Here is a 22,101-nt window from a genome sequence, read left to right as displayed (position 1 = left end):
CGGCCCGCTACCGCACCAGCGATCGGGCGACGATCTCACGCTGCACCTCGGTGGCGCCTTCGCCGAGCCGCTTGACCCGCAGGTCGCGAAACCATCGTTCCAGCGGCAGTTCGGTGGAGATTCCCAGTGCACCGTGAATCTGGATGCAGCGGTCCAGAACTCGGTAGGCGGCCTCGGTGGCGAACAACTTGGCCGCCGAGGCGTCTACCCGGACGTCGCGTCCGAGGTCGGCGTTCCACGCAGCTTGGTAGATCAGCAGCCGGGCGGCCCGCAGGTCTACCTCACTGTCCGCAAGCATCCACTTGACGCCCTGCTTGTCAGCGAGTCTGCCGCCGAAAACATCCCGGTCCTTGGCCCACTGGCAGGTCATGTCCAGTGCGCTCTGCGCGATGCCGATCGGCCCGGCCCCGTACACGATACGGCCGTGCACCAGGAACTCGGTGGCCAACGAAAAGCCCTGTCCCTCAACACCGATCAGTTGCTCGGCCGGGACCCTAACATTGTCGAAGTGCAGCTCGTAGGGGGCGAAGGACGCCATCACAGGGATGCGGTTGAACGAGACACCAGGAGTGTCCTTTTCGACAATGAATGCCGAGATCCCCTGTCGCCCCTCGCCGGTGCGGGCGTACACCACCCCCCAGTCGGCATGCGGGGCATGCGAAATCCACATCTTGGCGCCGTTGAGCACATAGCCGCCGTTGTCGCGCGTCGCTCTGAGCTTGATCGCCCGCGCCGGGTCAGATCCCCCGGAGGCCTCGGTGATTGCGGTGTACGCCTTGGACATGACGCCGTCGATGACAGGTTTGGCGTACTTCTCGAACTGCTCGGGCGATGCCTTGAACATGATGTTGGGTGGGTTGCCACCGAACGCACCGAGGGCCGGAAAGAACGCTCCCATATGGCATTTCGCGGCTTCTTCGGCGACCACGACTTGGCCGAGCACGCTGAGCCCGGCGCCGCCGTACTCGGCCGGCGTCTGCAGCGCCCACAGTCCGAGCTCCCTCGCTTTCGCCTGCAACTGCACGAGTTGTTCGCGAGGTAATCCGACCGCGTCATGGTCCAGCTTCTCTTCGAGCGGATGCACCTGGGTAGCCATGAACCGCCGCACGGTGTCGCGCAACATCACCAGCTCTTCGGGCAGCTGCCATGCGCCAGAAGGCTCTTCGGCCATCAGACCCGCGCCGCTGCTGCCGCCCGCAGGTCGCGTGCACTCTGCAGCTGGGGCTCGTGGTTCGCCTCGTACTGGTCTATCCACTCGTGTGGCAGCTTGCCCCACGCTTCACCGATCCGCAGCCGTTGCGCGGTGCTGAACACCTCCGCAGCCACGACGTCTCCGACGAAGATGGTGTTCTCATCGTTGTCCAACGACCCGGTGATGCGGCACTCGACGTAGCTGTGTGCGTCGAGCAGGATCGGCGCACCCGTGACGCCCGGTTTGGTTCGCAAGTTCGACATCTTGTCGCCGTCGCGGCCCGAACTGCCGCCGAGGGTCATCAGGATCTCCATCGACTTGTCGATCTCGTCCGGTCCGGCCGAGAGCATGTGCATCACGAAGACGCTGGAGTTGACCAGCATGTCGTGCGATTTGTTGTATTTGGTCAGGCTGACAGTGGCGCGTGGCAGTTCCGGCACGATGCTGGCCGAGCCCGCAGACAGCGAGATCAACCCATTGGCGAAGCCGTCGTCAATCGTGGTGACCGCCACCGGAAACGGCCGCAGTCCGGCCAGCACCTTGTCGGCGGCCCCCAGGTCGAGTGTCATGTCTGTTCTCCTTGTCGAGTGGATTGGTCAGCCGAGTGTGAATGGGTCGCGGGTGGCGCCCGACAGTTCTACCCATATCGCCTTGGTCTCGGTGAAGTCCTTGACGGCGTCGATGCCGTTCTCCCGCCCGATGCCGCTGTAGCCGGTGCCGCCGAACGGAACATGCGGCGCGACAACGCGGTAGGCGTTGACCCACACCGTGCCGGCGCGCAGCTTGGCCGCTACCCGGTGCGCCCGGTGGACGTCCTTGGTCCACACCGCCGCGGCCAATCCGAACTCGGTGCTATTGGCAGCGGCGACGGCCTCGTCCTCGTCGGCGAAGGTCATCACCGCCAGCACCGGTCCGAAGATCTCCTCGGCGACGGCCCGCATCGACGGGTGGACACCGGTCAGCACCGTCGGCTTGACGAAGAAACCGCCCAGGTCGGTGGCCGGCTCACCGCCGTAGGCGACGGTCGCTCCCTGCTCACGGGCAGAAGCGAAGTGCGACAGCACCTTCTCGTACTGTGGCTGATTGGACACCGGACCCATCTCTGTCGCCGGATCCTTCGGGTCACCCAGTTTGATGGTCGCCGCCCTGGCGACGATCTTGTCCACCAGAGCATCGGCGACGCTCTCAGCGACCAGCAGCCGTGAGCCCGCCAGACACGTCTGGCCGGTGGCGGCGAACACGCCGGCAATCACCCCGTTGGCCGCGGCGTCGAGGTCGGCATCGTCGAACACCACCTGCGCCGACTTGCCGCCGAGTTCGAGGGAAAACCGCGTCATGTTCTCGATCGCGGCCTTGCCCACCTGAATGCCGGTAGCCGTCGATCCAGTGAACGCGATCTTGTCGACACCCGGGTGCGACGCGAGCGCGGCACCGGTCTCCGGGCCCCAGCCGGTGACGACGTTGATGACGCCCGGCGGAAATCCTGCTTCGGCGAACAATTTTGCGAACGCGAGCGTCGATGTCGGGGTGTGGTCGCTGGGCTTGACGACGAAGGTGCAACCCGCGGCCAGACCGGCGGCCAATTTCCAGGTCAGTAGCAGCAGCGGCGAATTCCAGGGTGTGATCGCGCCGACCACGCCGACGGGTTCGTGGCGGGTGTATACGAAGTAGTTGGGCTTGTCGACCGGTATGACGTCGCCCTGCAGCTTGTCGGCCAGCCCGCCGTAGTAGGAGTAGTAGTCCGGCAGCGACCGCATCTGGCCGACCATTTCGCGAACCAGCTTGCCGCCGTCGCGCACCTCGAGTTCGGCGAGCTGCTCGGCCTCGCGCGCGATGATTTCGCCGAGACGAAGGAGCAGCTTGCCGCGGGCGGTGGCGGTGAGCGCACCCCACGGTCCGTTCAGCGCAGCCCGGGCCGCGGCGACCGCGCGGTCCACGTCGGCGGCCCCACCGTCGGGTACCCGCGCCCAGGGTCTGCCCGTGAAGGGGTCGACGCTGTCGTAGGTCGCTCCCGTTGCGGCGGAGGATGATTCGCCCCCGATGAGCAGGTCGAAATGGACCAGCTGCTCGATCGCTATGTCGGTCATCGGCCCTTCCTCACCGGGTTCGGGGTTTCTTCTTGTTGTTCAACGAGTCCGGGGTGGCGCCGGCGTTGCCGAGGTCGGTGTAGAACTTGCCATGTCGGGCAGCCACACTCGGGGTCAGATCGCGGGCTTCCCACATCGCACGCACGGTGCCCTGGACACCATTAGGTCTGCGCGCAGCGATTTCAGCGGCCAGTTCGAAAGCGCGGGCGCGTAGTCGATCGTCGGGGACCACCTCGGTGACCAGCCCGATGCGCAGGGCGGTCTGCGCGGACATGCGCTCCTCACTGCCCAGTAAGGCCCACCGCATCACCTCGCCGTAGGGCACGCCGAGGGCCAGCATGCCCATTGGCTCCAACGCCGAGACAATGCCGGCGTTGGCATGGGGGTCGAAGAACGTGGCCGTCTCGCTGCAGATCGAGAAGTCGCACTCATTGACGAAGTACATGGCTCCGCCGGCCACGATGCCGTGCAGTGCCGCGATCACCGGCTTCCAGACCTTGTGCGCCTTGGGTCCCAGTAATTCGCCGGGGTCTTCCTGGTTGAAGATCGGTCGGTGTTTCCACCAGGTGCCTTCGGTCACGTCGATGCCGGTGCAGAAGGCGCGTTCGCCGTTCGCGCACAGCACCGCGACCCGGATGTCCTCGTCGTCGCGGACTCGGGCCCAGACTCTGGCGAGTTCGGCGGCCATTTGTTCGGTGAAGCTGTTCAGTCGCTCCGGCCGGTTGAGCGCCACGGTGGCGACGTGGTCGCTTACCTGGAACTCGATGGCGGCGAAGTCGGTCTGCTCGATCACGGGCGCTCCTCGGTCGATCCGGTCGGTACCGGCATCTTCGCACCCGAGTCGCCGACATGACTAACCTGGTTAGCGATCTCGCGTTTGAGGATCTTGCCCGCGGGGCCCAAGGGGAATTCGCGCCAGAACACGAAGCGGCGCGGCTGCTTGTAGCCGGCCAATTCGGCGCGGCACAACGCAGCCAGTTCGGCGGTCAGCGCATCGTGATCGCTGACGTGGGCTTTGGCGATCACCGCGGCGACCGGCGTCTCACCCCACTCGGGGTCAGGGACCCCAACGACCGCCACCATGTCGACGCCGTCGTGCTGAGCGAGTACCCGTTCGATCTCTGCCGGGTAGACGTTGAACCCGCCGGAGATGATCAGATCGGTTTTGCGGCCCGTGATATGCAGGTAACCCTCGCGGTCGAGGTAGCCAAGGTCGCCGCTGCGCAAACCGTCGGGCCGGAACGTCTCCGTGGTCTGTTCGGGCCTGTTCCAGTAGCCGACGGCGTTGGCGGGGCTGGTGATCACGATTTCACCGACGTCCCCGGGTGCGGCGTCGTTGCCGTCAACGTCGATGACGCGGATCACGCACATCGGAGTCTCCCGGCCGCACGAGGTAGCGATCGACGTTTTGCCGGCAACGATGTCGCGATGATCTTGCGGGGTGAGAATCGTTGCCTGTCCGCCGCATTCGGTCAACCCGTAGCGTTGCTGCAGGTCGCAGCCGAGCAGGTCCATCGCTTTGCGTGCCAGCCCGGGCGGCACGGGGGCCGACCCGTAGGAGATGCGCCGCAGGCTCGACATGTCGCGCGGCGGACCCTCTTCCAGGATCGCCAGGGTCCGGTGCAGCATCGTCGGGATGAACGTCGTGAAGGTGATGGCGCTGCGCTCGATCTCGTCGATCACCGCCTGCGGATCGAATTTCTGATGGATCACCATGGTCTGGCCGAGATACAGCCAAGACACTGTGCGGACCATGCCGCCGGCGGTGAAGAACGGAGTGGTGGCCAGCATGACATCCGAGCGATTGGCCTCGGTCACGAGATTCGTGTCCGCCGCCTGGTAGAGCAAGGCGCGGTGAGTGTGCATCACACCCTTGGCTCGACCGGTAGTGCCGCTGGTGTACAGGATGACCGCGACGTCGTCCGCGGTGACGTCGCGACGCGGAACGCTGGGCTGTGCTTGTGTCAGCGCCGTGTCGTAGTCGGTGACTAGTTCGCTTGTGCCGAGTGCTGAGCTGGCGCCCACCCCCACGATCAGTGCCAACTCGGTTAATTCGCCGAGGAACTTCTCGAGGTGATCGGCGTGAATGATCACCGCTCGTGCGCCGGAGTCGTCGCGTACGTGGGCGACCTCGTCGGGCGCCAGCCGGATGTTGACCGGTACCGCGATCAGCCCGGCCTTCGCCAGACCGAACGAGATCTCCGGCCATTCAATGCAATTGCGGGCGAGCACCATTACCCGGTCGCCCGGGGTGAGCCCCCGGTTGATCAGGAAGGCGGCGAGCCGACGGGACCGCTCGTCGACCTCAAGCCAGGTCAGCGTCCGGTCGCCGTCGACGAGCGCACACTTGTCGGGGTAGCGGCGCGCGTTGTTGGTTGCGATGTCACCGATGAGCAGCAAAGGAAACGGCCCTTCAAATCAGGAAAGCGAGTGTCTCGACCGGTCCGCTCGCGTCGATCAGGTGCACGATTTTGCGGATCAGCCGCGGGCCGTCCGGTGAGCGGCGGATCGTGTGAAGGACGTGACCGGCCCAGAAGCGTTGACGTAGACGGTATTCGAACAACGCAAAGTTGGATTGCACTGTGACGGTGTCGGCGCCGGTGTCCACCACTTCGCTGTTGGAGATGACGCGACGCATCACCGACGGTGGTGTCTGGGAGTGCCGGTTGCCGGTGTTGAGCTGGGCTACCCGGCTTTTGATCCGTCGCCGGTTGTCGTTGATGTAGGCCAGCGTGGTGCGCGGGTCGTCGCCGGGGTGCATCGGGACGCGGTATTCGACCGCGTCGTCGTCGTCGGCCCACAATTCCTCCCACTCCGAGTAGCGGCCCTCGTCGGCCAGCCGCGCCTCTAGATACAGAAACGACAGGATCTCGGCGTCGGGCAGCGGGCGCAGGGCGGGACGTGTCTGGGTTTGGGAGTCGGCGGTCATGCTCAGGCCATTCCGCCGACGACCGCGGCCCAGTGCGAGTAGAAACCGCGCTGGGGAGTCTCGGCGCTTTTGTCGCGGTTGATGATTCCGCTTTCGTCGGTCACATCGCCGTCGACGCCGCGGGCCAGCACCAGCCACTCGGGCAACTCGGCGGCGAGCCCGGCCTGGTTGCGCATGCCGATCTCTCCGTCGTCCGCGATCAAGAAGCCGGCCGGGCCCATCGCCCCCTCGGAGCGGCGCAGCGTGCGTTCGTTCAACGCGTCCTGGCCGGGTATGAGGACCGCGGTGGTGTAGGCGATGGTGCGGTCGGGGGCCTGCGGTTCGACGAACATGACGTTCATCTCGGCCAGGAAGAGGTTGGGCCAGATCAATGTGTGTGGTGGGCCGACAACCAGTGCATTGTGCGCCTGCTCGGGACCGTACGCACCTTCGAGTGCCTGGACGTAGTCGGCGAGCTTGGTCCGTGGGATGCGCCCGTACCAGACGAATTCCTCGTCGAGCTTGCGGTATTCGTCGCTGTAGTCGATCTCGGAATGACCGTTGCCGAGGTCGCGGACCAGCACATCGACCTTGGTCGGGACATGCGACACTTTGGCGGGCTTGATCGCGTCGTACACCGAGGCATGGGTGAACAATGCGTGGTAGCCGTCGACGTTGTTCTCCACCACCATCTTCCAGTTGGCATGGTGCAGGTGCTTCATCCAGTTGGCCCGCAAGTCGATCGTGCGGGTGGGGGACAGGTTCAGCAGCCGGTCGATGGCGCGTGTCGCGTTGCCGAGATGCTCGGTCAGCGAAACGCCTTCCGAAGCGAGCGACGCGAAGATGAATCCGCCGTAGCTGTCCACGCGAGGCGCTTGGGCGAGGCCCAGTTCGGAGCGGACCTGGTTGAAAGCCTCGCCGTAACCTTCGCGCATCGGAACACCCTGCAACGCACCGGTATTGCTGAAGGTCCAGCCGTGATATGGGCACCGGAACGAGTTCGCGTTGCCCTTCTCGGCGTTGCAGAGCTTGTTGGCCCGGTGGGTGCAGCGGTTGAGGACCACCCGGATGACGCCGTCCTTGCCGCGCGCCACGACGACGGGGTCGTGTCCGATCATCCGGGTGAGGTAGTCACCCGGCTCGCTGACCTCGCTCTCATGCGCGACGTAGACCCACCCGGTCTTGAAGATGCTGTCCATTTCGCGGCGGAAGATGTCGGCGGACGTGTACACACTTCCGTGCACCCGGTCGCTGCGTACGACGGTCCCGACGTCGAAACTGTCTGTCGCAGGCGCGGATTCAAGTGTGGTCACTGGTCCTCCAAAATGTCGATGGCCGGGATGGCGACGCCGCCGAGGTGTCGGAAACCGATGCGCACCGCCGCGCCGATAGGCGATGCGGTCTCCGCGGACTGCACGCTGGTCATCACCATCCGGTGTCCGCTCGACAGTTCGACGTCGACAATGGGGTAGGGCACCACTCCGTGCACGAGGCCTGGCTCGCGCCGGTGCATCAGCGTCGCGGCATGTACGGTCCCGCGCGGTTCGACTGTTCGCCAATCCCGTTCGCTGTGCCCGCAACCGTCGCAGACCTCCTGGTCGAGCTCCAACGCCAGCGCGCACGCCGCGCAGAACGGCACCGCAAGCTCGTTGCGAGCGGCCGCCCGGTACAACGGCGCCAGCAGATCGTCATCGGCGGCGGGGGCCAACGCAGTGTCCAGCAGCCAGTCCTCGACCGCGGTGGCGGTCATGCGGCGCGCTCCAATACCAACGCAGCATGGTGGTCCATCCGGCCGCCGATGCCGCCGACCAGCGCCACCGTGGCCCCCGGAACCTGACGCTGCCCGCCGGTGCCGCGCAGCTGAATCATCGCCTCCGCCAAGGGCGTCATTCCCTGCAGGTAAAAACCGGAAAGCTGGCCACCGCCGGTATTGGTCGGCAGCGTCCCACCAGGCCCAGTGTGGCCGTCACGTACGAACGCACCCGCGGGCACGTCGCCGGTGAGCCGGTATTCGTCAAGCAGCGCCAGAGTGACGACCGAGAACGGGTCGTACAGCTCGGCGACGTGCAGATCTGAGCGGACCATGCCGGCCTGGTCGAGTGCGTCCTGCACCGCGCGGCCACCGCCGCCGAACCATGATTCGGCTCCACCGCGACGACGCCGCACCGGATGCTCGCGCCCGGCGCCGCGAACCCGTAATCGGCTGCCGCCGACCGCGGGCCGCCCGGTCAGCACGACGGCGACCGCCCCATTCACCGGCCGCGCGCAGTCCAACAATCGCAGCGGCTCGGCGATCATCGGGGAAGCGGTGTAGTCGGCGTCGTCGAGCGGCTCTCGGTTGACCGCGTCGGGATTGCCGCGTGCCCAATTCCTCGCCGTGGTGACCACCGAACGCAGCGCGTCGGCGCTGGTCCCGGTGACATGCAACCAGCGCTGGGCCAGCAGCGCATACGTTGGCACCGAGCCCAGCAGCCCCGAAGCCCGCTCCAGCCCGCGCACCCCGACGTTGCCGCCGCTGTGGGCATAGGTCGACCCTGCGCCGCGGCCGGCCACCAAGGGTGCGTCGGCGAAGACGCACAGCACGGTCGCGGCCTCACCGGTGACGATCGCGTGACGAGCGCGCTGGATCATGGCGATGGTCGTGGCGCCTTTGATCTCCACGTGCTCCAGCAGGCGCAGGTCGGTAAAGCCGGCGGTCGCGGCGAAGCCGACGCCCAGCCGGTCTGGCCGGACGCCCTGCGACGAGGCGACCAGGATCCCATCGACATCAGCACGATCGATCCCGGCGTCGGAGAGGGCAGCTGCGCTCGCTTGCACGGCCAGCGCGAGCGGGGTCGCGCCTGGCCGCAGCGACATGGCGGTCATGCCCAGGCCGACGAGATCGGCATCGGCGGCGCTCACGGTTGCTCCGTTGGCCGTCGCTCACCGCGGTAGTTACCTACCCGCACCCACTCTTCGCGGTCTTCGGGGGTGGCCAAGGTGAAACTGGCCAACTCCAACGGACACAAGAAAATGTGCTCGCCGCCCTCGAGGTCCTCCACGAGCAGACGGGGGCCGTTGCCGTTGACGTCCAACGACAACCGCACGGCCGCGAACTCGTTGACCAGGTCGGCAAGCACGCGGCATCCGGCCGGAGTGTTCACCTGCCCAGTATTACCGCATACAAGTGTCAGAATCAATGGAGGCCTCTCCAATGCGCGCCCGCGGATCGCGTACAGGTGGAGCGACGTTAGTCGTTCTTCACATGGGAACATGGGGCCTGTGCGACGATGGGAAACAGACGGGGCAACGTCTGCACTAGATGACAGATGTGTCAGATACTCCACAGTGAGAAGGTGAGATGAGCCAACTACAAGCACCGGACGCCGCGGTCGACGTGAGCCGAGTCGACACCGAGAACTACCGCAGCATCTGGATGTATCTCAAGGAGCTCGAGTTCCGGCAGGGGTTCGTCGACGTCGAAGTCAACGGAGTGCCCGTCCGAACGCGTTACGCCGAGGCGGGCGACCCGGACCAGACGCACGCCATCCTGCTGCACGGCACCGGCGGGCATTGGGAGACATTCGCGCCCAACCTGGCCGCACTCTCCCAGCAGTTCCACTGCGTGGCGATCGACATGGTCGGCAACGGGTTTTCCGGCAAGCCGGACTACGACTACGAGATCGCGGTCTACGTCGAGCACGTGCTAGGGGTGATGGACCACTTCGGCATGGCGTCGGCCAATGTCATCGCCATGTCGCTCGGCGCGTTCGTGGCGTCCGCGCTGGCCGTTGGCCACGCCGACCGGGTAGACAAGGTGATCCTGATGTCGCCGGCGGGACGGGAGGCCTCGGCGTCGAATATGGCGCGCATCCGGGCGGAACGAACCAAGGCGGTCAACGAGCCGACGTGGGAATCGCTGCACGCCGTATTCGCCCACCTGATCGCCGACGAGTCCAATCGACTGCCTGATCTCATCGGTCTACGCCAGGCGGTCTACCGGCGTGAGGACACCCGCAACACCATCGACCGGCTGCTGATCCTGCAGGACGAGAAAGTGCGGCAGCGCAACCTGATTCCCGACGAGAAGTGGCGCGCCATCGAGGCCCCGGTGATGATCGTGGCCTCGGGTAAGGACCACGGGGTGTACCAGGATACCGCGCGCACCATTGCCGACCTGATCCCGAACTCAGAAGTGCTCGAGATGCCCTCGGTGCGGCACTGGCCGCATTTCGAGGACCCTGAGGCGTTCAACGCTGCGGCGATCGAGTTCCTCGCCCGATGAGCAGACCCGCCGAGGACGACCTCTCCGACATCGCCCGGCGGCTGTATGAGGCCGAGCAGACCCGCACGCCAATTCGGCAACTGTCACTCGACTATCCCGACATGACCATCGAGGACGCCTACGCGGTGCAGCGGGCACTCGTCGCGCTGAAGGTCGCCGACGGGCGCGAAGTCAAGGGCCGCAAGATCGGTCTGACGTCGAAGGTGATGCAGCGGGCGGTGTCGATCGACGAACCGGATTACGGCGCGCTGTTCGACGACATGTTCATCGAGGATGGCGGCCGCATTCCGGTGGGCCGCTACATCCGGCCACGGGTCGAGGTCGAGCTGGCCTTCGTGTTGGGCGAAACGCTGCGCGGACCTGGCGTCACATTGTTCGACGTGTTGCGGGCCGCCGAGTTCGTCACTCCTGCGCTCGAGATTCTCGACGCCAGGGTGCAGATGTCGGACCCGGACACCGGCCACCTGCGCACCATCGTCGACACCATCGCCGACAACGCCGCGGACGCGGGTCTGGTCCTGGGCGGGCGGGTATTCCGCCCCTTGGACGTCGACCTGCGCTGGGTCGCGGCGCTACTACTGCGCAACGGCACGATTGAGGAGTCCGGGGTGGCCGCCGCGGTGCTCAACCATCCTGGTAACGGTGTCGCCTGGCTGGCCAATCGGCTTGCTCCGCACGGGGTTTCACTGGAGCGCGGTGAGGTCATCCTGTCCGGATCGTTCACCAAGCCGGTGTTCGCCGAGCCGGGGGACAGCTTCGTGGCCGACTACGGTCCCCTGGGCACGGTCTCGGTGACGTTCGACGCGGAGGCGTCGTGACAAATCGGTGGACCCAGCGCATCGATGACGGCGACCCGCGGATCGGCATGTGGGTGGCCTCGGGTAGCGGCTACATCACCGAGATTTGCGCGGGGTCCGGCATCGACTGGCTCCTGCTGGATCAGGAGCACGCGCCCAATGATCTGCGCACTACTCTCGGACAGCTACAGGTGCTGGCGGGCTACCCGGACGTCGACGTATTGGTGCGCCCGCCGTCGGCCGACCCCGTAGTCATCAAGCAACTGCTCGACGTCGGTGCGCAGAACATCATCGTCCCGATGATCGACGGGCCTGACGACGCGGCCGCGGCCGTCGCCGCCACCCGCTACCCACCGCAGGGAATCCGCGGCGTGGGCAGCGCGTTGGCCCGGGCATCGCGTTGGAACCGCATTTCTGACTATCTTGTCACCGCCGATGCGACGGTGTCGTTGACCGTTCAGGTCGAGAGTGTGGCCGGCCTGACTCAGCTCGGCGAGATCGCCGACGTCGACGGGGTGGACGCCGTATTCATCGGCCCGGCCGACCTGGCAGCCTCGCTGGGCAAACTCGGGCAACCGGAGCACCCGGAGATCGTGAGCACCATAGAGGCTGCGTTAGCGACCATCGTGAACCACCGTAAGCGCGCCGGTGTGAATGCGTTCAGCGAACCGTTGGCACGCCGCTACATGACGGCCGGCGCGAGTTTCGTGCTCGTGGGAGCGGACGTGGCATTGCTGGCCCGCGGTGCTGAAGAACTGGCCGCGAGGTATCGAGGTCGATGACTGACGCATTGTTTCTGACTATAGTGTCACCTAGAATTCCGGACCATGGACCTCGACTTCACGCCTGACCAGCTCGAGTTCCGCGACCAGGTCCGCACGTGGCTCGACGAGAACAAGCCGCCCGAGACACGGCCGCGCGACGATGCCGGGATCCGCGAATACGACCTCGCGTGGCAGCGCACACAATGGGAAGGCGGCTGGGCCGGCATCGCTTGGCCGACGGAGTACGGCGGTAAAGGGCTGACGCTGCTCCAGCAGTTGATCTGGTACGAGGAATACGCCGCGCGGGGGTTCCCTGGGATCGATGCGTGCTTCGTCGGTAACTCACACGCCGGGCCGACCCTGATCACCCGGGCAACCGATGAGCAGAAGTCTTTCCACCTACCGAAAATCCTTGGCGGTGACGTGGTCTGGTGTCAGGGTTTCTCCGAGCCTGATGCCGGGTCGGACCTGGCGGCGTTGCGGACCAAGGCGGTCATCGACGGCGAACACCTCGTGGTGTCGGGGCAGAAGGTGTGGACCAGCTTCGCCACCATCGCCGACTACCAGGAACTGCTGGTGCGCACCGACAACACCGGCGGCAAGCACAAGGGCATCACCTGGGTGATCTGCGACATGAGCACGCCGGGCATCGACGTCCGCCCGATCGAAACCATCGAGGGCGGTTCGGAATTCTGCGAAGTGTTCTACGACGATGTCCGCATCCCGCTGGGCAACGTTGTCGGTGATGTGGGTGACGGCTGGTCGGTCGCGATGGCGACACTGTCCTTCGAGCGCGGCACTGCGTTCACCGCCAACCAGGTCCGGCTGGCGAAGATCATTGAGGATCTCATTGACTATGCCCGCGACCACGTCGGACCGGACGGCCGCCGACCCGCCATTGCCGACGACGAGATCGCCCGGCGGCTGGCCCGGGCCCGCGCCGCGGTGGCAGCGCTGCGGGCGCTCACCTACACCAATATCTGCGAGGCAATGAAGACCGAGACGCCCGGCCCTCGTGGTTCGATCGTGAAGCTGATGTACGCCGAATTAGCCAAGGAAATCGGCAAATTGGCGATGGATGTCGTCGGTCCGGCCTCGGTCCGTTATTCGTCGCGCTGGGACGTCGACGGCTGGGTCGGTTACTACTATTACAGCTTCGCCCAAGCCATCGGCGGCGGAACGTCGGAGATTCAGCGCAACATCGTCGGTGAACGCGTGCTGGGGCTGCCCCGATGACCACTTTGAGGAGACGGCCATGAACCTGCTGCCCGGAGCTGAGCAGCTTGAAATCATCACGGCAGCAGTGGAATTCCTAGCCGAACGGATGCCGGTCGAACGGATCCGCGCCAATCGCCATGCCGAGGCGCCGATTCCCGATTCGCTGTGGCGAGAATGCGCCGAATTGGGCCTGCTCACTCTCGGACTCGACGAGGAGTCCGGCGGGTCCGGGCGGCCCCTCGACGACGAGGCACTGGTGTTCGTTGAACTCGGCAAGCGCCTCGCGCCAGGGCCGTTCCTGGCCTGCACGTTGGGCGCCCGGGTGGCCGCGCGGTGCGGGGACGGGGCGCTGGCGCAGCGGATCGGCTCGGGGGCGTCCTTGGTGGCGCTAGCGGTATTGCGTGGCGACGGCGACGTCCGTCCCGTGAAGGGCACTTTCGATCTGTTCGAACCGGCGGGTGCTTCGTATGCTCTGCTGGTGGCCCGCAGCGGTGCCGCCCTGGTCGACGTCGACTCTTTCGGTGCGCTCGCACCCGTGACCGCCGCCGACCCGGGTACCCGGATATCCACGGCCACCGTCGAATCCGCGGAACCGCTGCACTGGCTGCCTGCCGACGACGAATGGATCTGGGGCCGCGCCATGGTGTTGACCGCGGCGTACCTCACCGGGTTGGCCGCGGCCGCCGCGGCGTCAGCCACCGAACACGCCAAGACTCGTGAGCAGTTCGGCAAACCCATCGGCGTGCACCAGGCGATCAAGCACGCCTGCGTCAACATGAAGATCGCCGCCGAGGCGGCCCAGGCGCAGACATTCTTCGCCGCGATCGCGGTGGCGGATGGACGCACAGACGCACTGCTGCAGGTGCTCTCGGCCGTCACAGTGGCCGGCTCGGCGGCGGTCGACAATGCCGCCGCGGGCATTCAGGTATTCGGCGGGATGGGCTACACGTTCGAGAACGACATGCACCTGTATCTCAAGCGCGCGCACGTGTTTCGGCATTTGTTCGGAGAGCCGACCGACGTGCTGGCCGAGCTGTTGGCCCAGGACCGCGCACAGTGAGCGGCACCGTCGCCATTGCCGGCGTCGCCCTGTCCGACGTGGGGCGGGTCGATGACAAGGGACCCTACGAGCTGATCGCGCAGGCCAGCCGGCGCGCCCTGGCTGATGCCGGTCTGACACCCAACGATGTCGACGGGTTGGCCTCCACCAGTCAAGGCACACTGCCCCCGGTCGATGTCGGGGAGTATCTCGGGCTGCGGCCACGCTGGATCGATTCCACCGCGGTCGGGGGAGCGTCGTGGGAGGTGATGGCCGCCCACGCGGCCGACGCCATCGCCACCGGGCACGCCGACGTGGTGCTGCTGACCTACGGCTCAACCGCCCGCTCGGATCTCCGAAAAGGGTTGCGGGGCGCCAACATCAACTGGGGTGCGCGCGGACCACTGCAGTGGGAGGCACCGTACGGGCATACCCTGATCTCCAAGTACGCTATGGCCGCGCGCCGGCACATGTTCAGCTACGGCACCACGATCGAGCAGCTCGCCGAGGTCGCGGTGTCGGCGCGGTTCAACGCGGCCGACAACCCCGACGCCTACTACCGAGACCCGATCACCATCGACGATGTGCTTGGCGGACCGATGATCGCCGATCCATTCACCAAGCTGCACTGCTGCATTCGCAGTGACGGGGGCGCCGCCGCCGTGCTCGTCAGCGCCGAACGCGCGAAGGATCTGCGTAGTAAGCCGGTATGGGTGCTGGGCTCGGGCGAGACCACGTCGCACATGCTGACGTCCCAGTGGGACGACCTCACTGTCGGCCCTGCCGCGGTCAGCGGTCCGCTGGCCTTCGCTCGCGCCGGTGTCTCTCCGTCTGACGTCGACGTCGCCGAAATCTACGACGCGTTCACCTACATGTTGCTGCTCACCCTTGAAGACCTCGGCTTCTGCCCGAAGGGCGAGGGCGGCGCATTCATCGAGCAAGGCTCGTTGCGGTTGGGCGGTGAACTTCCCACCAACACCGACGGCGGCGGGTTGTCGGCGTGCCACCCGGGTCAGCGGGGCTTGTTCCTGCTGGTCGAGGCGGCCCGTCAGCTACGCGGTGAATGCGGACCGCGGCAGGTGCCTGACGCTCGGATCGCCTGCGTCAGCGGCACCGGCGGCTGGTTCTGTTCCAGCGGCACAATGATTCTCGGCGCCGAGGAACCGTAGGTGGCCAGCGCACCGCTGAGTTCTGATGTGGCCGACACCCGGATGATGTTGGAAATGGCCGCCACCGTCCACGGCGACATCGAGGCCTACGTCGAGCCCGGAGGGCGCATCACCTTCGCGGACTGGATCGGCCGGGCCCGTGGTGTGGCATCGCAGTTCGCCGACCTCGGCATCGGCAAGGGTGACGTCGTCACGCTGTGGCTGCCGTCGGGCATCGACTATGCGACGTGTTATGCCGCCGCGGCGATGCTCGGCGCCATCACCGCGGGTCTGAACCCCCGGCTCGGTCCTCGAGAGATCGAATCCATTCTGCAGCAAGCTGATCCAGCGTTGATCGTCGCCGACGAGCAGCTCGGCGCGCTACCCGATACCGGGCACCGGCTGCTGTCGCGGGATGCTCTGTGCAGCGACACGTCGTCATCGGCACCACCTGCCGCGGAGCTCAACCGTCGCGACCTGGTTGCGTTGATCTTCACCAGCGGCACCACGGGAACGCCCAAGGGCGCGGCCTTCGATGCCGACCGACTGGCCGCGGGCGCGGCAGCATCAGGCGTGATGAGCGCGCCCTATGATAGGCGCCTCACCTCGACGCCGTTCGCTCACGCTGGCTACATGTTCAAGCTCTGGGATCAGTTGGTGTGGGGCAGCACATTGGTGGTGCCCCCGACACCGTGGTCGGCCCAGGGCATGTTCGACATCCTTCGCGACGAGCGAGTCACCGTGGCGGGCGCGGTGCCGACCCAGTGGGCCAAGCTGCTCGATGTCGATGGAGTGACCTCGAATGCATTGCCGCACTTGCGGATCGGAGTGGTGGCCACAGCGCCGGCGCCCCCCGAACTGGTACGGCGGGTCGCCGAGCGCATCGGGGTCCCGCTGGTCGTGCGGTACGCGATGACCGAGTGCCCGACCATCAGCGGCACCGAACCAGACGACGCCCCCGAGGTTCAATTCCGCACCGTGGGGCGCGCCACTGCGGGAATGGACGTGCGCATCGGATCCGACGGCGTGGTCGAGGTGAGCGGCCCCTGCGTGATGCGCGCCTACTGGCGCAACCCGCAACTCACCGCAGAGGTGTTGTGCGACGGGTGGCTGCGCACCGGCGACGTCGGCGTGCTCGGTGACGACGGCAATATCACCCTGGTTGGTCGCCGCGGTGACATGTACATCCGGGGCGGCTATAACGTCCACCCCGGCGAGGTTGAGCGGGCGCTCACCGGACACCCCGGCGTGAAACACGCTGCCGTAGTGGGGCGCTCGGCCCCGGTGATCGGAGAGATCGGCGTCGCGTGCGTGGTGCCGGCAGACGCCGCCGCGCCGCCGACGCTGGCCGAGTTGCGAAATCACGTGGCGGCCGAACTGGCCGATTACAAGGCTCCCGACGAATTGCTGATCGTCGATGAGTTACCGTTGACGGCGATGCTCAAGCCCGACCGGCTCGCCCTGCGCGAACTGATCACCCTGCATGACAAAGATATTCAACGCCGGCAACCGACAAGGTCAGAAGTCGAGCGTTGACTCATGGCTGATCCGGACGCAGCTCGATGAACAGGCCCTCAGCTTCGGCGCACAGCGTGTTGCTGTGGGTGAGTTGAGCGCGCAGAACTCGTTTGCGCCCCTGCTCGCTGACGAACCACGCCCGTACCGCCAGTTCCTCGCCGACGGGTGTAATAGACCGGAAGTCGGTGTGCAAATACGCGGTCCGCGCAGGAGCACGGTCGCCGCTGCTGGCGAGCCGCCCGAGCACTTCATCGAATAGCAGTGGGATGGCGCCGCCGTGGACGGCCCCTCCGCCGCCGAGGAAGTATCGGCCGAACGTTACCGACCCCTCGACTTTTTCATGGTCGCCCGCGGTCGGAATGAAGTTGGGGGACATGGTTTGTCCGCGTCCCGGCAGATCGAGCCGGCGGGCGAAGATCTGCCGTTGCTCGGGGGCTGCGGATTGGGCCAAGCGGTCGGCCCATCCCCGCAAGTCCTCTTTTAGCGCGACTATGGTCGACGTATCCGGCGCCGCCGCGGCCACGTGGTCAAGGAAATCGCGCAGCGCCGCGATCATGTCGCCGTATTCGGCGCCGCCGCCCGGGCTCCGTACCGCCGGCTCCTGCCAGGTACGCATCGGCGGGAACCCGCCCCGTGACTCCGCTTCATGGGTCTCCGTCATCTCACGAGACTAATACATTGACATTAATATTGATCGCTGCGATGCTGTCGTGGCGTGCGTCACTTCACGTCTTCATGAGATCCGCCCGCAGGCGCTAGGGAGCGAATATGCTGGAAGTCGCGTCGGACGGGCCGCTGGCCGGCCTGGTAGTGGTCGACCTGTCGACGACGTTGCCTGGCGCGCAGGCGACACAGTTCCTCGCTGACTGCGGCGCCGAAGTGATCATGGTTGAGCCGCCCGAGGGTAGTCCGTTGCGCGAGCTCGCGGGCTGGCCCGCCCTGCTCCGCGGCAAGCGCAGCGTGACATTGGACCTGCACGACGACGCCGATCTGGAGCGGCTGCGTAACTTGTTGCGCCGCGCCGACGTCATGGTGAACACAATGCGGCCGACCACGGCCGTGCGCATCGGATTGACGCAGGACGCGTTGTCGAACGCCTACCCCCGACTCGTCGTGGCGACGATCACGGGCTGGGGGTCGACGGGGCCGTTCCGCGACTACAAGGGCTGGGAAGCCCTGGTCATGGCGAAGACCGGGGTCATGCATGAAAAGCGCGGACTGACGACAAGGCCGGGACCGGCTTACACCACGTTCTCCTATGCGTCGTGGGGAGCTGCCCACGCCGCTGTGCAAGGTGTGCTGGCCGCGCTCCTCGAGCGAGACAGCAGCGGGCTGGGCCAGAGGGTCGAAACCAATCTGGTCACCGGCATGGGTTCGATGGATCCGTACAACTGGTTCTACGAGATGGTGCTCGAGCGGTATCCCGGCGCCTACGCACCGATGGATGCTGCCTACGACGACCAGGGCAGGCCCCAGGCCTACCTCATTTATGCACTGCTGGTGTGTCCGACGAAGGATGGCCGCTGGCTGCAATTCGCGCAGGTCTCACCGAAGTTGATCGGCGCCTGGCTCACCGAACTCGACTTGCTGAAGGAACTCGGCGACCCGAAGTGGCAAGGGTTTCCGATGCTGCCGACGGCCGAACTTCGCACCGAGTGGTGGGACATGATGATCGAGCGGGTGGGGGCCCGCACCCTCGCCGAGTGGCAGCAGGCCATGACCGAAAACCTCGACCTGAGCGGCGAACTGTTCCGGAGTCCCGCGGAGTCACTGGACCATCCCCAGACCGTCCACGAAGGCCGCGCCGCTACCGTCGTCGACCCCGATCTCGGGCCGGTCCGTCAACCGTCGACCCTCATACATGCCGATCGCAAACCGCTGACCCAGCTTCGGCGGGCACCGCGAATCGGCGAGCACAACGACGTCGTGTCATTCACGCCCGCCGACGCCGACAAGGCCGGCGTGAGCTCCGACGACCCGCCGCTGAACGGTGTGACGGTGCTGGAGTTCGGCAGCATGTTCGCCGGACCGTACGGCGCGACCCTGCTGGCCGACCTGGGCGCCCGGGTGATCAAGGTCGAGCCGCTGGAGGGCGACAACATCCGTAACTTGGTCGCCTTTCCCGAAGCCGGCGGCGCAAAGGTGTTGCAGGGCAAGGAAAGCGTCGCGATCGATTTCACCAAGCCCGAAGGCCTTGAGCTGGTGTACGAACTGGCCAAGCGGTCCGACATCGTGCTGCAGTGCTTCCGTGGCAAAGCCGCCGAGCGGGCGAAGATCGACGAGGCGTCGCTGCGGGCGGTCAACCCGGACTTGGCGTTCGTGACGACCTCAGGTTACGGAATCGACGGACCCTTCGCTCACCGCGCCGCCTACGCGCCGTCGGTCGGCGCGGCATCCGGGCTGGCGCTGGTCGACAGCCACGACACCGGAGAGCCGGCCGCCGACTTGGACGATCTGCACCGCCGAGCAGTCAAACTGCACGCAGGCGGGGCCGTCCCCGCAGTGCAATCTGACGGCATCGCCGCGCACGGTGTCGGTTCTGCGCTGCTGGTCGCGCTGTATGCCAAGCGTCGCGGCAAGACGCTGACGAACGTGGTGACGACCATGCTCGGGACCGTTCAGCAGGCGATGATCGCCTACAACGCAAGCTATGCGTCCCGTCCCGCCGAGGCGGCCGCCGACGAGCAATTCTTCGGCATGAATGCGCTGTACCGGATGTACCGTGCTGCAGACGGTTACGTCTTTCTCGCCGCGCCGTTGCCGCGCGAATGGCCGGCGCTGACGAAGGCGATGGCGCCCTACGTCGACTTGCACGCCGACGAGCGCTTCACCGATGCCGAATCTCGCGCGGCGCACGACGACGAGCTGATCGCCGCACTGACGACCGTTTTCGCCAGCAAGACCAAGCTGGAGTGGGAGCACGAACTGTCCGCCCAGGACGTCGGTTGCGTCGAGGTGGTGGAGGCCAATTCCGAGTTGGTGCTGCAGACCGATCCGTACTACGCGGCGGGCTATGCCGTGGACGCCTACAGCCCGATCTTCGAAGAGCACCGCCGGCTCGCCCCGCTGTGCCGGTTCTCCCGCTCACGCACCCGGGCCGACGCGGGATGCACCATCGGGCAGCACACCGATGCGGTGCTGCGCGAGATCGGTCTGGACGACGCCACGATCGCCGACTTGAGGGCAAAAGAGATCGTGGGCGGTAGCTGACGGATCAGTCGTCGTCGGCGATCAGCGCGCGCGTCTCGTACGACACCGGGGCGGTCAGCATGCCGACCCAAGTGTCGACGTAATTGTGCAGCTGTGCCTCGCTGAGTCCGTGGCCCGAACGCGCCGCCGCAGCAAGGGTATTGATCAGGCTGACATACAGCTGAAAGGTTCGGCCGCGCCGAATGCGCCCAGGCAGGTCCTGCAGCGCGGCGTCGACCAGTTCCTCCAGCCTCTCCTGCGTCCAATCGTCATCGACGTGATCCGGCCAGTACTCGCTGCGGGCTCGTGGATCCTCCACCAGCCGCGCCAGGAACGGCGCGAACATCTCGCCCGCGGCGATGCTGTTTGCCAGCGGGCGCGCCAACAGCCACACCACCGCGCGCGGATCCGCCTCCTTGCCTTGCTCACGCATGCTCGCGAGCATTTCCCGGCGATCGGCTCCCAGTGACGCTTGGCGGTAGGAGATCAGCGCCCGGATCAGGCCGTCGCGGGAGCCGAAGTGGTAGCGAATCACCGAGGTGTTGGACTGCCCGGCGGCCTGCTGAATCTCCCGCAGCGTGACGGCCTCGATACCCCGGGTGGCGAACAGCCGTTCGGCAACTTCCATCAACATCACGCGGGTCGATTCGCCCGAGGCATTTCGTCGCCGTGACCCCGCAGCCGATTCAGTGCTCGTCATGGATCTCCTCACGGTTCCGCCTCAGTTGTACCGGCGCGGCAGCATTAACAGAAATAATAATGTCATTGCATTAGAAAGTCTGGACTTCTGGCGGTTCGGCTGGCATCATTCGGGTGAGCAGACGGACCGCGGAGGGCCAATGAGCATGATCTGGACGAATTCGGGTGACTCGCACTTCCTGGAACCCGACGACCTATGGCAGTCCCGGTTGCCGAAGGCGCTCGCCGATCTGACGCCCCGCGCTGAAAAGGATCCCGACGGTGAGTACGAGACAGTCTCGGTCGACGGGCAGATCTTCCGGCGCAAGCTGCCGTCATCGGCGATGGAGGCCTTCATCGAGGAGAGCATGAAGCCGCAAGGCATTCGCGACGCCAAGGCGCGGTTGGGGGACTTGGACAAAGAGGGTGTCTGGGGTGAGGTCATCTTCCCGTCGCTGGGCATGTGGGCCTCGACGTTTCGCACCCCTGAACTACTCAAGGCATGCATGCGTGCCAGCAACGAGTGGGCGCTCGAGGAGATCTGCGCGGTGTCGCCGCGCTATGTGGTGACCGCCCAGGTGTCGACACTGATCGTCGAGGACGCCATCGAGGAATTGCATTGGGCCGCAAGCGAAGGCTTCAAGGCGGTGTTTCTGCCCACCACACCGCATCCGAGCGCCCCGGACTGGCATCGCAAGGAGTGGGAGCCGTTTTGGGCGGCGGCCGAGGAAGCCGGCGTGGTGATCGCGTTTCACATCGGCACCGATCCGGTCGACATGACCGTCGGCGGCGCATCGGGTGGAGCGGGCATGGTGTACCGCGGGCCCGGTGGAGCGGTGATGAATTATGCCGAGACCACGTTCTCCGGACAGCGAGCAGCGATGAAAATGGTCGCCTCCGGCGCACTGGACCGCCACCCCGATCTTCGGGTGCTGATCTCCGAAGGCGGCGCCACCTGGGTGCCGTTCCTCGGTGACCGGATGGTCGAGGGCTATCGCCAGCACCATATGGCGGTGCGGCCCAAGCTGACTCGTAGTCCCAAGGAAATCCTCTACACCCAGGTCTATGCCTCATTCCAGCACGATGAGACCGCGGTCGCCGCGTTCGAGCACATGGGCTACAAGAACGTGATGTTCGGCAGCGACTACCCGCACATGGAAGGCACCTTCGGCCACACCCAAGACACCCTGAAGGGGTTGTTCGACGGCGTCAGCGACGAGACCCGGCTGCGGATCACCCAGGGCACATTCTACGAACTGTTCCCCGATGTCCCGCCCATACCAGCCGAAACCGTCTGAG

21 protein-coding genes are annotated in these 22,101 nt (G+C 66.0%); 9 read left to right on the top strand and 12 right to left on the bottom strand.

Annotated features, from left to right (window positions below; translation table 11 throughout):
* Positions 1 to 7: 7 nt before the first annotated feature.
* Genes BRW65_RS14860 through BRW65_RS14815 form a run of 10 tightly spaced genes read right to left on the bottom strand, consistent with a single transcriptional unit; the run spans position 8 to position 9,330 of the window.
* Complete coding sequence (locus tag BRW65_RS14860) at positions 8 to 1,171, bottom strand: acyl-CoA dehydrogenase family protein (protein ID WP_044486525.1); 1,164 nt, start codon at positions 1,169 to 1,171, stop codon at positions 8 to 10.
* Positions 1,171 to 1,761: a flavin reductase family protein gene (locus BRW65_RS14855; RefSeq protein WP_044486524.1), complete on the bottom strand. Its 591-nt coding sequence runs from the start codon at positions 1,759 to 1,761 to the stop codon at positions 1,171 to 1,173. The genes BRW65_RS14860 and BRW65_RS14855 overlap by 1 nt, the downstream gene beginning before the upstream one ends.
* Positions 1,762 to 1,788: 27 nt before the next feature.
* Positions 1,789 to 3,279 (bottom strand): aldehyde dehydrogenase, encoded by a 1,491-nt coding sequence (locus BRW65_RS14850; protein ID WP_073875778.1) that lies wholly within the window; start codon positions 3,277 to 3,279, stop codon positions 1,789 to 1,791.
* Positions 3,280 to 3,289: 10 nt separating this feature from the next.
* Positions 3,290 to 4,072 (bottom strand): enoyl-CoA hydratase/isomerase family protein, encoded by a 783-nt coding sequence (locus tag BRW65_RS14845; protein ID WP_073875776.1) that lies wholly within the window; start codon positions 4,070 to 4,072, stop codon positions 3,290 to 3,292.
* On the bottom strand, positions 4,069 to 5,676 hold the full coding sequence (locus tag BRW65_RS14840; protein ID WP_199778574.1) for a class I adenylate-forming enzyme family protein: 1,608 nt from the start codon (positions 5,674 to 5,676) through the stop codon (positions 4,069 to 4,071). Before BRW65_RS14840 ends, BRW65_RS14845 begins: the two co-directional genes overlap by 4 nt.
* Positions 5,677 to 5,692: 16 nt before the next feature.
* Positions 5,693 to 6,208, bottom strand: coding sequence for an aromatic-ring-hydroxylating dioxygenase subunit beta (locus BRW65_RS14835; RefSeq protein WP_044486517.1), 516 nt, complete (start codon positions 6,206 to 6,208; stop codon positions 5,693 to 5,695).
* Between the two features lie 2 nt (positions 6,209 to 6,210).
* The gene (locus tag BRW65_RS14830) at positions 6,211 to 7,500 is read right to left on the bottom strand and encodes an aromatic ring-hydroxylating oxygenase subunit alpha (RefSeq protein ID WP_199778476.1); all 1,290 of its coding nucleotides are present in this window, start codon (positions 7,498 to 7,500) and stop codon (positions 6,211 to 6,213) included.
* Positions 7,497 to 7,937 (bottom strand): Zn-ribbon domain-containing OB-fold protein, encoded by a 441-nt coding sequence (locus BRW65_RS14825; RefSeq protein WP_073875774.1) that lies wholly within the window; start codon positions 7,935 to 7,937, stop codon positions 7,497 to 7,499. Before BRW65_RS14825 ends, BRW65_RS14830 begins: the two co-directional genes overlap by 4 nt.
* Positions 7,934 to 9,052, bottom strand: coding sequence for a thiolase family protein (locus BRW65_RS14820; RefSeq protein WP_044488599.1), 1,119 nt, complete (start codon positions 9,050 to 9,052; stop codon positions 7,934 to 7,936). The genes BRW65_RS14825 and BRW65_RS14820 overlap by 4 nt, the downstream gene beginning before the upstream one ends.
* A 32-nt stretch (positions 9,053 to 9,084) precedes the next feature.
* The gene (locus BRW65_RS14815) at positions 9,085 to 9,330 is read right to left on the bottom strand and encodes a hypothetical protein (RefSeq protein ID WP_044486513.1); all 246 of its coding nucleotides are present in this window, start codon (positions 9,328 to 9,330) and stop codon (positions 9,085 to 9,087) included.
* Positions 9,331 to 9,527: 197 nt separating this feature from the next.
* Between BRW65_RS14815 and BRW65_RS14810 the strand changes: the two genes are divergently transcribed.
* Genes BRW65_RS14810 through BRW65_RS14780 form a run of 7 tightly spaced genes read left to right on the top strand, consistent with a single transcriptional unit; the run spans position 9,528 to position 16,953 of the window.
* Positions 9,528 to 10,451, top strand: a complete 924-nt coding sequence (locus BRW65_RS14810) for an alpha/beta fold hydrolase (RefSeq protein ID WP_073875772.1) — start codon at positions 9,528 to 9,530, stop codon at positions 10,449 to 10,451.
* On the top strand, positions 10,448 to 11,269 hold the full coding sequence (hpaH, locus tag BRW65_RS14805; RefSeq protein WP_044486510.1) for a 2-oxo-hept-4-ene-1,7-dioate hydratase: 822 nt from the start codon (positions 10,448 to 10,450) through the stop codon (positions 11,267 to 11,269). The genes BRW65_RS14810 and hpaH overlap by 4 nt, the downstream gene beginning before the upstream one ends.
* Complete coding sequence (locus BRW65_RS14800; protein ID WP_279627681.1) at positions 11,266 to 12,030, top strand: aldolase/citrate lyase family protein; 765 nt, start codon at positions 11,266 to 11,268, stop codon at positions 12,028 to 12,030. Before hpaH ends, BRW65_RS14800 begins: the two co-directional genes overlap by 4 nt.
* Positions 12,031 to 12,075: 45 nt before the next feature.
* The gene (locus BRW65_RS14795; RefSeq protein ID WP_073875770.1) at positions 12,076 to 13,248 is read left to right on the top strand and encodes an acyl-CoA dehydrogenase family protein; all 1,173 of its coding nucleotides are present in this window, start codon (positions 12,076 to 12,078) and stop codon (positions 13,246 to 13,248) included.
* A 19-nt stretch (positions 13,249 to 13,267) separates the two neighbouring features.
* The gene (locus BRW65_RS14790) at positions 13,268 to 14,290 is read left to right on the top strand and encodes an acyl-CoA dehydrogenase family protein (protein ID WP_073875924.1); all 1,023 of its coding nucleotides are present in this window, start codon (positions 13,268 to 13,270) and stop codon (positions 14,288 to 14,290) included.
* Complete coding sequence (locus BRW65_RS14785) at positions 14,287 to 15,438, top strand: acetyl-CoA acetyltransferase (protein ID WP_073875768.1); 1,152 nt, start codon at positions 14,287 to 14,289, stop codon at positions 15,436 to 15,438. Before BRW65_RS14790 ends, BRW65_RS14785 begins: the two co-directional genes overlap by 4 nt.
* Positions 15,439 to 16,953: a class I adenylate-forming enzyme family protein gene (locus BRW65_RS14780; protein ID WP_208611810.1), complete on the top strand. Its 1,515-nt coding sequence runs from the start codon at positions 15,439 to 15,441 to the stop codon at positions 16,951 to 16,953.
* Position 16,954: 1 nt separating this feature from the next.
* On the opposite strand, the gene BRW65_RS14775 is transcribed toward BRW65_RS14780, so the two are convergent.
* Positions 16,955 to 17,491 (bottom strand): hotdog domain-containing protein, encoded by a 537-nt coding sequence (locus BRW65_RS14775; RefSeq protein WP_208611811.1) that lies wholly within the window; start codon positions 17,489 to 17,491, stop codon positions 16,955 to 16,957.
* Positions 17,492 to 17,703: 212 nt separating this feature from the next.
* On the opposite strand from BRW65_RS14775, the gene BRW65_RS14770 reads away from it, so the two are divergent.
* Positions 17,704 to 20,145: a CaiB/BaiF CoA-transferase family protein gene (locus BRW65_RS14770; RefSeq protein WP_073875766.1), complete on the top strand. Its 2,442-nt coding sequence runs from the start codon at positions 17,704 to 17,706 to the stop codon at positions 20,143 to 20,145.
* 4 nt (positions 20,146 to 20,149) lie between these two features.
* Here the strand turns inward: BRW65_RS14770 and BRW65_RS14765 are convergent, their stop codons facing one another.
* Complete coding sequence (locus BRW65_RS14765) at positions 20,150 to 20,824, bottom strand: TetR/AcrR family transcriptional regulator (RefSeq protein ID WP_044486504.1); 675 nt, start codon at positions 20,822 to 20,824, stop codon at positions 20,150 to 20,152.
* Between the two features lie 139 nt (positions 20,825 to 20,963).
* On the opposite strand from BRW65_RS14765, the gene BRW65_RS14760 reads away from it, so the two are divergent.
* Positions 20,964 to 22,100, top strand: a complete 1,137-nt coding sequence (locus BRW65_RS14760) for an amidohydrolase family protein (RefSeq protein WP_044486501.1) — start codon at positions 20,964 to 20,966, stop codon at positions 22,098 to 22,100.
* Position 22,101 lies beyond the last annotated feature (1 nt).

This window comes from Mycobacterium paraffinicum, assembly GCF_001907675.1.
In the GTDB taxonomy this organism is placed as follows: domain Bacteria; phylum Actinomycetota; class Actinomycetes; order Mycobacteriales; family Mycobacteriaceae; genus Mycobacterium; species Mycobacterium paraffinicum_A.
The sequence above is the reverse complement of the archived record's forward strand: the minus strand, read 5'-3'. Positions and strand labels throughout refer to the sequence as shown.